This is a genomic window from Bacteroides sp. GM023 (genome assembly GCF_014750685.1).
Taxonomy (GTDB): domain Bacteria; phylum Bacteroidota; class Bacteroidia; order Bacteroidales; family Bacteroidaceae; genus Bacteroides.
This window is the reverse complement of the sequence record NZ_JAAXGE010000003.1, coordinates 146,813-160,121: the sequence shown is the minus strand read 5'-3', so window position 1 is coordinate 160,121 and position 13,309 is coordinate 146,813. Positions and strand designations below refer to the sequence as shown.

Genomic DNA, 13,309 nt, shown 5'->3' with positions numbered 1-13,309 from the left:
CAATTTTCAATTTAGCAACTATTTTTCAATTTTTAATTCTCAATTTTTAATTTATATGGGAGATCCTAAAGCATTTCTAAATATACCTCGACAAGAGGCGGGATACCGTCCTGTGAGCGAGCGAATCACTGACTATAGTCAGGTGGAACAGACGTTGAATACGAATAGCCGTAAGTTGCAGGCTTCGCGCTGCATGGATTGTGGCGTACCTTTCTGTCACTGGACCTGTCCGATAGGGAATAAACAACCCGAATGGCAGGATGCGTTGTACAGGGGCAAATGGAGAGAAGCGTATGAAGTGTTGTCATCTACTTGCGATTTTCCGGAATTTACGGGGCGTATCTGCCCTGCTCTTTGCGAGAAATCATGCGTGTTGAAACTTTCGTGTGACCAACCGGTGACTATCCGTGAGAATGAAGCTGCGATTGTGGAAGCTGCTTTCCGTGAAGGATATATACAGGTACAAACTCCCGAAAGAAACGGAAAGAAAGTTGCAGTAATTGGCGCAGGCCCTGCCGGATTGGTCGTAGCCAACCAGTTGAACCTGAAAGGGTACAGCGTCACATTATTTGATAAGGACGAAGCTCCCGGCGGATTGCTGCGCTTTGGTATTCCCAACTTCAAATTGGATAAAAATGTAATCGACCGGCGTATGAAAATATTGGCAGCAGAGGGTATTCAGTTTGAGATGGGTGTGGAAATAGATGTCAATCATTTGCCGGAAGGTTTCGACGCTTACTGCATCTGCACGGGAACACCGACGGCACGGGATTTGAATATTCCGGGACGGGAACTGAAAGGCATTCACTTCGCCCTCGAAATGTTGGCGCAACAAAACAGGATTTTGGAAGGGCAGACTTTCCCTAAAGACAAGCTAGTGAATGCCAAAGGAAAGAAAGTGCTCGTGATTGGCGGTGGTGATACCGGTTCTGACTGTATCGGAACCAGTATACGCCAAGGAGCAGTAAGTGTTACTCAAATTGAAATCATGCCGAAACCACCCGTCAGATACAATCCCGCTACCCCGTGGCCGCAATGGCCGGTAGTTTTCAAGACGACTTCGAGCCATGAAGAAGGTTGTACACGCCATTGGTGCCTGACTTCCAATCAATTTCTCGGAAAAAATGGAAAAGTGGCAGGTGTTGAAGTGGAGGAAGTAGAATGGATTCCGGCAGCGGATGGCGGACGTCCTACGATGCAGCCAACAGGAAAAAAGAAGGTCATCGAAGCGGACATGGTCTTGCTCGCCATGGGATTTCTGAAACCGGAACAACCGAAGTTTGCAGAAAATGTATTCCTTGCCGGAGATGCGGATACAGGAGCGAGTCTCGTTGTGCGTGCTATGGCAGGCGGACGAAAGGCGGTTTCGGATATAGACGCTTACTTGATGAAATAATCTCCGAAGTAAGAAATACTAAGAAGTTTAACCGTTATTACTGGTTCGTTCCACCATGGTAGAACTAAAGAACAACATGGGTGGAACTTAAAGGAAACCTAGGTGGAACGAAAGGAAAACCATTGTGGAACGAATTAAGAATAGCTAATAAACTTATTAACCATGGCAAATAAGCCCATTAATCATAGCGAATAAACAATCAACTTATTTCAATAACCCCCAAAAACTTAAAGTTATGTGTGGAATAGCAGGTATACTCAACATAAAATCCCAAACAAAAGAACTAAGGGATAAAGCACTGAAAATGGCTCAGAAAATCCGTCATCGCGGACCGGACTGGAGTGGAATCTATGTAGGCGGAAGTGCCATCCTGGCACATGAGCGCCTTTCTATCGTCGACCCGCAAAGCGGCGGACAGCCTTTATACTCGCCCGACCGTAAACAAGTGCTCGCCGTGAACGGTGAAATCTACAATCATCGGGATATTCGTGCGAAGTATGCAGGGAAATACGATTTTCAGACAGGAAGCGACTGCGAGGTTATTCTTACCCTTTACAAAGAGAAAGGTATTCATTTTCTGGAAGATATTAGCGGAATCTTTGCGTTCGTCCTTTATGACGAAGAGCGGGATGAGTTTCTGATTGCCCGTGACCCGATAGGTGTCATACCTTTATATATAGGTAAAGACAAAGACGGGAAAATCTACTTCGGCAGCGAACTGAAAGCCCTTGAAGGATTTTGCGACGAATATGAAGTATTCCTTCCCGGACATTACTTTTACAGTAAAGAGGGAAAAATGAAACGATGGTATTCGCGCGACTGGACAGATTATGAAGCTGTAAAAGGCTATGAAACAATAGAAGACGATAAAACCGTAAAAGACTGCGAAGCCGCAAAAGCTGATAGCGCGCAGACCCGTGATGTGAAAACAGCATTGGAAGATGCCGTTCATCGCCAGCTAATGAGTGATGTACCCTACGGAGTACTTCTTTCGGGAGGACTGGACAGTTCCGTCATCTCCGCTATCGCCAAGAAATATGCGGCGAAGCGTATAGAAACAGGCGGAGCAAGTGATGCATGGTGGCCTCAACTTCACTCCTTTGCCATCGGACTAAAGAACGCACCCGACTTGATTAAAGCGCGTGAAGTAGCCGAATATATCGGCACGGTCCACCACGAAATAAACTATACAGTGCAGGAAGGACTGGATGCCCTGCGTGACGTGATTTATTTCATCGAGACGTATGACGTGACAACTGTTCGTGCTTCCACTCCCATGTATCTCCTGGGGCGTGTCATCAAATCAATGGGCATCAAAATGGTGTTGAGCGGTGAAGGTGCTGATGAAGTTTTCGGAGGTTATCTGTATTTTCATAAAGCCCCTACCCCACAGGCATTCCATGAAGAAACCGTACGCAAACTTTCAAAATTGTATCTGTATGATTGTCTCCGGGCTAATAAGAGTTTATCCGCATGGGGTGTAGAAGGTCGTGTTCCTTTCCTCGACAAGGAGTTTCTCGACGTAGCAATGACGCTGAATCCGAAAGCTAAAATGTGCCCCGGAAAGGAAATAGAGAAACGTATTGTACGGGAAGCTTTTGCCGATATGCTGCCGGAAAGTGTGGCGTGGAGACAGAAGGAACAGTTCAGTGACGGTGTGGGTTATTCTTGGATTGATACATTAAGGGAGATTACATCGGCAGCCATAAGCGACGAACAAATGGAGCACGCCGCCGAACGTTTCCCCATCCATACGCCGCAGAACAAGGAAGAATATTACTATCGTAGCATTTTTGAAGAACATTTTCCCAGTGAGAGTGCGGCACGTACCGTGCCGAGTGTTCCGAGTGTAGCTTGTTCCACAGCAGAAGCATTGGCATGGGATGCTACTTTTAGAAATCTGAACGAGCCAAGTGGACGGGCAGTAAAGGGTGTACACGAAGAAGCCTATACTTAACTAATAAAAAGAATAACAAAGGAGATTTTTGTTATTCAAATGCAACATTTCTATTCCAAAACCTAGAAGATTAACGCAGATTAGCATTTTATTGTCTGATTTGCGTTTTCTTTTTTATAATTTTGACGCCAACCTAATTTAAGTCTATAAAACTTTTAAAAGATAGAACAAATGAATTTAAAGAAAATGATGATGGCTTCTGCCCTTTTAATGGCTGCTTGCTGTATGCAGGCACAGACAAAAGTAATTGCCCACCGCGGTTTTTGGAAAACTCCGGGTTCATCACAAAACAGTATTACAGCACTTCAGAAAGCTGATTCCATCGGATGCTACGGTTCAGAATTTGATGTATGGATTGCCAAGGATAATAAGCTGGTTGTCAACCATGATCCGGTTTATAAAATGAGACCGATGGAATATTCCAAAGGCGATGCACTAACCGGACTGAAACTCTCTAACGGAGAAAACCTCCCTAGCTTGAAGCAATATCTGGAAGCAGGAAGCAAATGCACCACTAAACTGATACTTGAACTGAAATCACATAGCACCAAGAAGCGCGAAACAAAAGCCGTACAGGAAATCATTGCTATGGTAAAGAAGATGCAATTGGAGGACCGTATGGAATATATCGTTTTCTCGCTGCATGCTATGAAAGAGTTTATCCGCCTGGCACCTGCCGGAACTCCGGTATTCTACCTCAACGGAGAACTCTCTCCGAAAGAACTGAAAGAACTCGGTGCTGCCGGCCTCGACTATCACATGGGAGTGATTAAGAAACACCCCGAATGGATCAAAGAAGCCCATGACCTCGGCTTGAAGGTAAACGTTTGGACGGTAGACGAAGCAGAGGATATGAAATGGTTGATTGAACAGAAAGTAGACTTTATTACTACTAATGAGCCGGTTGTATTGCAAGAAATACTAAAATAAACGGACTTTCAGATATAAAATAACGTGGATAAAGTGAGTATCAGTACTCATTTTATCCACGTTATCTGTATTAAAAATATATCAGGACAATATCGTTATCTGAAATCATCCAATACATCTTTCAGTTCTTCTACTGTCAACTCTCCTACCTGCCGCCAAAGTTCATGTCCTTTATGTAATAAAAGGAAAGCCGGTACTGTTTCTATATTATGCGCATCGGCCACTACTCTGTTTTCTTCAGCGTTCACTCTTATCAATTCTACCGTTCTCTTTTCATAGGTCCGGAGCACAGGTCCTATCCACTCATAATGGGGAGACCAGTCTGCATAAAATACAACCAATACTAAATGGTTGGTCTTTGCAGCTACTTCCAGTTGTCTTTGTATATCCATAATCTTCTATATTATTGTAATATTGTATGTGGTAGAACAATGAATATAAAAAAAGGTTCTTCAGAATATCCAATAAGCAGTATGTCACAAAAAACAGCCGATCCGCTTGCATATCGTCAAAACCAAAAGGGACTTTTTCTTGTTTTTAGATTAGAAACAGAAGGAAAACACCTCTAAAATCCTTCATATATAATGAAAAGATATACAAAATGCATCCATCAAATAATAATTTAAAGATATATGATACCATATTATTTCATATTAAAACTTACAGGCCACATATACGGAGCGATTGAAAGTATTATAAAAATAAATAGATATTAGATATACTTTCCAATAAAATATAAAGCAAAAAGTCATATCTTTGCATCGTAATAAAACAAAAGGATACAACAACCAATAATTATCAACCAAAATGATAAATAAGATTAAGTTCACCAAGATGCATGGAGCAGGCAATGACTACATCTACGTAGACACTACCAAATATCCCATAGCAAATCCTGAAAAGAAATCCATCGAATGGAGTAAGTTTCACACAGGGATTGGAAGCGATGGACTTATCTTGATCGGAGTTTCAGAAAAGGCAGATTTCAGCATGCGCATTTTCAATGTAGATGGTTCGGAAGCCATGATGTGCGGAAACGGTAGCCGCTGTGTAGGCAAATACGTATATGAATACGGTTTGACGGATAAAACAGAGATTACACTGGATACACTGTCGGGTATTAAAATCCTGAAACTTCACGTAGAAGGAAAAACGGTAACCGAAGTCACGGTGGATATGGGCAGTCCGTTAGAAACGGGAGAAATCAGTTTCGGAGATGAATACCCTTTCCAATCGACTCAAGTCTCCATGGGAAATCCTCATTTGGTCACTTTTGTAGAGGATATTACCCAAATCCATCTGCCGGAGATTGGTCCTGAACTGGAAAAACATCCTCTTTTCCCGGACAGAACGAATGTAGAATTCGCACAGGTAATCGGTAAAGATACGATACGCATGAGAGTATGGGAAAGAGGTTCGGGAATTACTCAAGCCTGCGGGACAGGAGCCTGTGCCACAGCAGTGGCCGCCTTTATCAACGGACTGGCAGGAAGAAAGAGTGAGATTATAATGGACGGGGGTACCGTCACCATCGAATGGGAGGAATCCTCCGGTCATATCTTAATGACGGGGCCGGCAACGAAGGTTTTTGATGGGGAGATTGAGGATAATGATTAGAGATTAAGTATCAAGTATCAGGCATTAGATTTTGCAAAACTTAAAACAATAACAAGATGGCATTAGTAAACGAACATTTTTTGAAACTACCGGGAAGTTATTTATTCTCGGACATAGCGAAAAAGGTAAATACGTTCAAGATAACGCATCCCAAGCAGGATATTATCCGGCTGGGTATCGGTGATGTCACCCAACCGCTTCCGAAAGCATGTGTCGAAGCCATGCACAAGGCGGTAGAAGAACTGGCAAGCAAAGATACATTCCGTGGATACGGTCCTGAACAGGGTTATGATTTTCTGATTGAAGCAATCATAAAGAACGATTTTGCTCCGCGCGGGATTCACTTCTCGACTTCTGAAATATTTGTCAGTGACGGAGCAAAAAGCGATACCGGAAATATAGGTGATATTCTTCGCCACGACAATAGTGTAGGGGTTACAGATCCCATCTATCCGGTATATATCGACAGTAACGTCATGTGCGGACGTGCCGGAGTTTTGGAAGAGGAAACCGGCAAATGGAGCAATGTCACATACATGCCCTGTACGAGTGAGAACAACTTCATTCCTGAAATCCCTGACAAACGGATAGACATTGTTTATCTCTGCTATCCGAACAATCCGACAGGTACCACACTAACCAAGCCGGAACTGAAAAAGTGGGTGGATTATGCTTTGGCAAACGATACGTTAATACTGTTTGATGCCGCATACGAAGCGTATATACAGGATGAGAGTATCCCCCACTCTATCTACGAAATTAAAGGGGCGAAGAAATGCGCCATTGAATTTCGCAGTTTCTCAAAGACAGCCGGATTCACCGGAGTACGTTGCGGATATACCGTGGTGCCGAAAGAGCTTACAGCCGCCACTTTGGGAGGCGACCGTATCCCGCTCAACAGATTATGGAACCGTCGCCAATGCACTAAGTTCAACGGTACTTCCTACATCACCCAACGGGCTGCGGAAGCTGTTTACAGTGCAGAGGGCAAAGCACAGATTAAAGAAACGATCAACTATTATATGACCAATGCCAAAATAATGAAGGAAGGTCTAGAAGCCACCGGATTGAAAGTATATGGCGGAGTCAACGCTCCCTACTTATGGGTGAAAACTCCGAATGGGCTTTCTTCATGGCGATTCTTTGAACAGATGTTGTATGAAGCCAATGTTGTCGGCACTCCCGGTGTAGGCTTCGGGCCAAGTGGTGAAGGATATATCCGACTGACTGCATTTGGTGAACGCAACGATTGTATTGAAGCCATGAAAAGAATTAAGAACTGGCTCTGATCATAAAGAATTCTTCATTTTTTTGATAGTATTTCGCGCGCTACTATATACATGGACCGTACATCCACATTTTTTCTAACTATTAAAGGTAAAAAGACGATGAAAACGACGATTAACAAAAAAATGAAGGTAATAACAGTAGCATTATTACTGACAGGGCTTGTCCCACCGGCAACGATGGCACAAGATAAGGTAGAAGCTTCCGTAGGAGCTGATTTAGTAAGCGGTTACATTTGGCGTGGCCAGGATTTGGGCGGAGTAAGTATTCAGCCCTCACTGGGAATCGCTTACAAAGGTTTCTCACTCGGAGCATGGGGGTCTGTAGGATTCGAATCGACAGATACGAAAGAGTTGGATTTAACTCTTGGTTATTCGATGGGTGGTTTCAGCGTTTCGGTGACGGATTATTGGTTTAACATACAGGTGGCAACTGGTGTAGACGATGATGGAGAAACGCTTTATGCAACCAATAAGTATTTTAAGTATGGCGCTCATTCTACGGCTCATGTGTTTGAAGCACAAGTTGGATATGATTTCGGTCTGCTAGCCGTCAACTGGTACACGAACTTTGCAGGTGCTGACGGCGTGAAAGAGAATGGTAAAAGGGCTTACTCTTCCTATCTTGCCCTTAGCGCACCGTTCAGATTGGGTGGCCTTGAATGGGCAGTAGATTTAGGTATGGTACCTTGGGAAACGACTTTCTACAATGGTTATACAAGTGGGTTCTGTGTATCAGACGTCAGTCTCGGAGCTTCCAAGGACATCAAAATAACAGATTCCTTCTCCGTCCCGGCATTTGCCAAAGTATCGGTCAATCCACGTACGGAAGGAGCTTACTTCACATTCGGACTAAGTTTTTAAGAGAGAGAATTTAGAATATCAAAAGAGTGTATAGGGATAAAGGTAGTTAGAGTTTAGATTTTATCGGTTTGTTGTATGGTAACCTGCTATGGCTGCCACTACCCTATACCTCTTTCTTTACAGATCAACACTAATATTTAAGGTATATGAAAAAGATTGAAGCTATTATCCGTAAAACTAAATTCGAGGACGTGAAAGACGCTCTTCTCGAAGCGGACATCGAATGGTTCTCTTATTATGATGTAAGAGGTATTGGGAAAGCACGCCAAGGACGCATCTACCGCGGTGTAGTCTATGACACCAGCACCATCGAACGAATCTTAATCTCTATTGTTGTACGCGACAAGAATGCCGAGAAAACGGTGCAAGCCATCATCAAGGCTGCACAAACCGGAGAAATCGGCGACGGACGTATTTTTGTCATCCCCATCGAAGACGCCATCCGCATCCGTACTGCCGAACGCGGCGACATTGCCCTCTACAACGCCGAACAAGAACGCTAACGCAGCGGCAGCGGCAAGGTGCCGCTACCAGGTTTCTTTGCGGATTATAACGTTTATAAAAGAGGTTTACAACATCACTAATAATAGGTATAAAATAAGATAATTATTATGGATACAAAATATAAAAGCCATGGCTTCGTAAAGCTGTGGATAGCCACTACTATGTTCATGTTGTGCTGTTTTGCTACTGGCGCGCTAGCACAGGATACAGTTATTGCCGATACTGTTGCAGCAGTTACAAAGACAATTACTGAAGTAAAGGAAGTTGCAGTTGCCCCTGCTGAGGCTTCTGCCGCACAGGTTCCAGTAGCAGAGGCTCCGGATACTATCGGCGAACTGGCTTTAGGATTAAATACGGTTTGGATGTTACTTGCAGCTATGCTCGTGTTCTTCATGCAGCCGGGATTTGCCTTGGTAGAAGCAGGCTTCACAAGAGTGAAGAACACCGCTAACATTCTGATGAAGAACTTTGTAGATTTTATGTTTGGTTCTCTACTTTACTGGTTTATCGGTTTCGGGCTTATGTTCGGCGCAGGCGGATTCATCGGAATGCCACACTTCTTCGACCTGTCTTTCATGGATAACGGTCTGCCCAAAGAAGGTTTCCTGGTTTTTCAAACTGTGTTCTGTGCAACGGCCGCTACCATCGTATCAGGGGCAATGGCTGAACGTACCAAATTCTCCATGTATCTGGTTTACACAATCTTTATCAGTGTACTGATCTACCCGATTTCCGGTCATTGGACTTGGGGTGGCGGTTGGCTGATGAACGGTGAAGCAGATTCTTTTATGATGAACCTTTTTGGAACTACCTTCCATGATTTCGCAGGTTCTACCGTTGTTCACTCGGTAGGTGGATGGATTGCCCTGGTAGGTGCTGCCATTCTCGGCCCGCGTATCGGTAAATACGGAAAAGATGGTAAATCAAGAGCTATTCCGGGACATAACCTGACAGTTGCCGCATTGGGTGTATTTATCCTTTGGTTCGGATGGTTCGGATTCAATCCCGGTTCTCAATTGGCTGCAAGTACCGAAGCAGACGCAAATGCAATCTCACACGTATTCCTGACAACTAATCTTGCAGCTTGCGCCGGTGGCTTCTTCGCTCTGATAGTCAGTTGGATGAAATACGGAAAGCCCTCTTTGTCATTCACACTAAATGGTGTATTGGCAGGCTTGGTAGGTATCACTGCCGGATGCGACGCCGTATCTCCCGCAGGAGCTGTACTGATCGGCGCTATCTGTGGAGTGGTAATGATCTTCTCGGTAGACTTTATTGATAAAATCCTGAAAATCGACGATCCGGTAGGCGCCTCCTCCGTGCATGGTGTATGTGGTTTTTTAGGAACCATTCTCACAGGCTTATTCTCCACCAGCGAAGGGTGGTTCTATGGATATGGGATCGGATTCCTCGGAGCGCAAGTCTTCGGAGCACTTGTAGTCGGAGCTTGGGCAGCAGGTATGGGATTCATCATCTTCAAAGTTCTTGATAAAATTCACGGTCTTCGCGTTCCGGCACGTGTCGAAGAAGAAGGTCTGGATATTTACGAACACGGAGAATCCGCTTACAACTAAAAAAAAGAACGTCTGTTCACATATGAATGACACAGACTATATAGATTTAAAAACAGATTTCTATCCCGGGCGGGTTTGGTCGCCTTCCCGGGAACTATAAAGAGAAAGATTATTTGCTCTAACATATTAACAACAAATCAAATTAGGTATTATGTCAAAACTAAGATTCAGAGTAGTAGAAACTGCTTTCAAGAAGAAAGCGGTTGAGGTGGCAACCCCTGTTGAACGCCCATCGGAGTATTTTGCCAAGTATGTATTCAACAAGGAGAAGATGTTCAAGTACCTTCCGAGTAAGGTGTACAATGCACTGATTGACGCTATTGACAACGGTGCTCCACTAGACCGCAGCATTGCCGACGAAGTAGCAGCCGGTATGAAGAAGTGGGCCATCGAAATGGGTGTCACTCATTACACACACTGGTTTGCCCCGCTGACCGAAGGTACGGCAGAAAAGCATGACGCCTTTGTTGAGCATGACGGTAAAGGCGGTATGATGGAAGAATTCACTGGTAAGTTGCTTGTACAGCAGGAACCGGATGCTTCTTCTTTCCCGAACGGTGGCATCCGCAACACGTTCGAAGCTCGCGGATACAGTGCATGGGATCCTTCATCTCCTGCATTTATCGTGGATGACACGCTTTGCATCCCGACTGTCTTTATCGCATACACCGGTGAAGCTCTTGACTACAAAGCTCCCCTATTGAAAGCACTTCGTGCTGTGGATAAGGCAGCCGTAGACGTATGTCGCTACTTCAACCCGGAAGTAAAGAAAGTAATAGCTTACCTGGGTTGGGAACAGGAATACTTCCTGGTAGATGAAGGATTGTATGCCGCACGTCCGGACTTGCTAATGACAGGCCGTACATTGATGGGACATGACAGCGCTAAGAACCAGCAGTTGGAAGATCATTACTTCGGTGCTATCCCCACCCGTGTTGCCGCATTTATGAAAGAGCTTGAAATTGAAGCCCTGAAACTGGGCATCCCCGTAAAGACTCGTCACAACGAGGTGGCGCCCAACCAGTTTGAGTTAGCTCCCATCTTTGAAGAATGTAACCTGGCAAACGACCACAACTTACTAATCATGTCATTGATGCGTAAAGTTAGCCGCCGTCATGGCTTCCGCGTACTGCTTCATGAGAAGCCGTTCAAAGGAGTCAACGGTTCCGGCAAACACAATAACTGGTCATTGGGAACCGACACGGGTATCCTGTTGATGGGCCCGGGCAAGACTCTGGAAGATAATCTGCGTTTCGTTACATTTGTTGTAAATACGCTAATGGCAGTTTACCATCATAACGGATTACTGAAAGCATCCATCTCCAGTGCCACCAACGCCCACCGTTTAGGAGCGAATGAAGCACCGCCGGCAATTATCTCGTCTTTCCTGGGCAAGCAGTTGTCGCAAGTACTGGATCATATAGAAAACAGCACAAAGGATGATTTAATCAGCCTCAGCGGCAAACAAGGCATGAAACTGGATATACCACAGATTCCCGAATTGCTGATTGACAATACCGACCGTAACCGCACCTCTCCTTTCGCCTTTACCGGCAACCGTTTCGAGTTCCGTGCCGTTGGTTCTGAAGCAAACTGCGCTTCTGCCATGATTGCATTAAACTCTGCGGTAGCCAACCAGTTGGCGAAATTCAAGAAAGACGTAGATGCGTTAATTGAAAAAGGAGAGCCGAAGATTTCTGCTATCCTCGAAATTATCCGCGGATACATCAAAGAGTGCAAAGCCATTCACTTTGACGGCAACGGTTACAGCGACGAATGGAAAAAAGAAGCTGCCCGCCGTGGCCTGGACTGCGAAACAAGCGTTCCTCTCATCTTCGACAATTACCTTAAACCCGAAACTATTGCGATGTTTGAAGCTACCGGCGTAATGACAAAGAAAGAACTGGAAGCCCGCAACGAAGTGAAATGGGAAACCTACACGAAGAAGATTCAGATTGAAGCCCGTGTATTGGGTGACCTGGCGATGAACCATATCATCCCGGTAGCTACGCAGTATCAGACGGATTTGATTAACAACGTCTACAAGATGCAATCTCTGTTCCCGGCAGAAAAGGCAGCCAAACTGTCATCCAAAAACCTGGAACTTATCGAAGAGATTGCCGACCGTACAGCTTTCATCAAAGAGCATGTAGATACAATGGTTGAAGCCCGTAAAGTCGCAAACAAGATGGAAAGTGAACGCGAGAAAGCCATTGCTTATCACGATACCATCGTTCCGGCACTGGAAGAAATCCGTTACCACATTGACAAGTTGGAACTTATTGTCGACAACCAAATGTGGACACTTCCGAAATACAGGGAACTATTATTTGTAAGATAGAAAAAGAAAATGCCCAATGAAAACTTTTCATTGGGCATGGAATAGAGATTATCTATTTCTTTTGTTGGTTGTTTTAAGTTTGCGGGGAGGGGTGCTGTGAAGCAGTCCTCTTCTTTTTATTCTACAATTTTCGCATCTTCAATATCATCATCATTTTGTACAATCGGAGTCTTGGGACGACGGCGTGCAAACTTAAACCAGTTTATCAATTCAGAAATCGAGTAAACCAAACTACTGATACCGATAATGATAAATGCAGTATTACGTGCACCTGTCGGATTAAACAAAGCAACGATACCCGCAATAAGAATCAAAACAGGAATCAGATAAAATGCTCCGGGAACAGGCGTCCAGCGACGAGCAGCAGACAGAGAAGCAATCTGTTGCACACCACCCATAATCAGGATAAATCCTAATAAGAACATCAGGACATCTGCAAAGAACTCCGGCATCACAATCAGCCAAAGTCCGAATAATAAACTGCCGATACCTTCAACCGGGAAACGGGGAGCAACTTCACCTTCCGTCCTTTTTCGTCCGAAATAACCGAAAAGAGTGATAACACCAGGAATCAAAAAAGCGACTCCTACTGTAATGACAATATAACTAGCTGCTGCATTCGGCCAAATCACCAGGACCAAACCTATCACGAGTGCAAAAAGAATACGAATAAGGGAATAATTCATTGTTTTCATAAATTCTATATTTTTTAACCGGGTCTGTTACAATACTTTTGCGAATATAAGTGTTTCTATTGATATATAAAAATAACAAATAAACATTGTAATTAGTTCGTAACAAAATCGTTATAACCATTACATCTCATTCCGATATTTTTGC

Annotated in this window: 11 protein-coding genes; 9 read left to right on the top strand and 2 right to left on the bottom strand. The window is 44.2% G+C overall.

The features are described 5' to 3' along the window. Positions 1-55: 55 nt before the first annotated feature. The 3 genes from HC965_RS07220 to HC965_RS07210 all read left to right on the top strand — a co-directional run bounded on the left by HC965_RS07220 (position 56) and on the right by HC965_RS07210 (position 4,283). Positions 56-1,396 carry a glutamate synthase subunit beta gene (locus HC965_RS07220; protein WP_191030866.1) on the top strand — a complete coding sequence of 447 codons (1,341 nt, stop codon included), beginning with the start codon at positions 56-58 and terminating at the stop codon, positions 1,394-1,396. Between the two features lie 235 nt (positions 1,397-1,631). Next, positions 1,632-3,353: an asparagine synthase B gene (asnB, locus tag HC965_RS07215; RefSeq protein WP_191030865.1), complete on the top strand. Its 1,722-nt coding sequence runs from the start codon at positions 1,632-1,634 to the stop codon at positions 3,351-3,353. Positions 3,354-3,524: 171 nt separating this feature from the next. Further along, a complete protein-coding gene (locus tag HC965_RS07210; protein ID WP_191030864.1) occupies positions 3,525-4,283 on the top strand; it encodes a glycerophosphodiester phosphodiesterase family protein in 759 nt (252 codons plus the stop codon). Positions 4,284-4,378: 95 nt separating this feature from the next. Here HC965_RS07210 and HC965_RS07205 read toward each other — a convergent pair whose 3' ends face one another. After that, positions 4,379-4,675 (bottom strand): thioredoxin family protein, encoded by a 297-nt coding sequence (locus HC965_RS07205; protein WP_191030863.1) that lies wholly within the window; start codon positions 4,673-4,675, stop codon positions 4,379-4,381. Positions 4,676-5,090: 415 nt separating this feature from the next. Here HC965_RS07205 and dapF point away from each other — a divergent pair, with 415 nt between their 5' ends. The 6 genes from dapF (at position 5,091) to HC965_RS07175 (ending at position 12,469) form a co-directional block, all read left to right on the top strand. After that, entirely contained in the window at positions 5,091-5,900 is an 810-nt protein-coding gene (gene dapF / locus HC965_RS07200) for a diaminopimelate epimerase (RefSeq protein WP_191030862.1), read from the top strand. Positions 5,901-5,956: 56 nt separating this feature from the next. Next, positions 5,957-7,189: an LL-diaminopimelate aminotransferase gene (locus tag HC965_RS07195; RefSeq protein WP_191030861.1), complete on the top strand. Its 1,233-nt coding sequence runs from the start codon at positions 5,957-5,959 to the stop codon at positions 7,187-7,189. A gap of 99 nt (positions 7,190-7,288) precedes the next feature. Next, entirely contained in the window at positions 7,289-8,050 is a 762-nt protein-coding gene (locus tag HC965_RS07190; RefSeq protein WP_191030860.1) for a hypothetical protein, read from the top strand. A gap of 146 nt (positions 8,051-8,196) precedes the next feature. Beyond that, positions 8,197-8,553, top strand: coding sequence for a P-II family nitrogen regulator (locus HC965_RS07185; RefSeq protein ID WP_010538423.1), 357 nt, complete (start codon positions 8,197-8,199; stop codon positions 8,551-8,553). A 108-nt stretch (positions 8,554-8,661) separates the two neighbouring features. Next, the gene (locus tag HC965_RS07180; RefSeq protein WP_191030859.1) at positions 8,662-10,128 is read left to right on the top strand and encodes an ammonium transporter; all 1,467 of its coding nucleotides are present in this window, start codon (positions 8,662-8,664) and stop codon (positions 10,126-10,128) included. 151 nt (positions 10,129-10,279) lie between these two features. Beyond that, a complete protein-coding gene (locus HC965_RS07175; protein WP_191030858.1) occupies positions 10,280-12,469 on the top strand; it encodes a glutamine synthetase III in 2,190 nt (729 codons plus the stop codon). A gap of 116 nt (positions 12,470-12,585) precedes the next feature. Here the strand turns inward: HC965_RS07175 and HC965_RS07170 are convergent, their stop codons facing one another. Further along, positions 12,586-13,164, bottom strand: a complete 579-nt coding sequence (locus HC965_RS07170) for an HdeD family acid-resistance protein (protein ID WP_191030857.1) — start codon at positions 13,162-13,164, stop codon at positions 12,586-12,588. Positions 13,165-13,309: the final 145 nt, after the last annotated feature.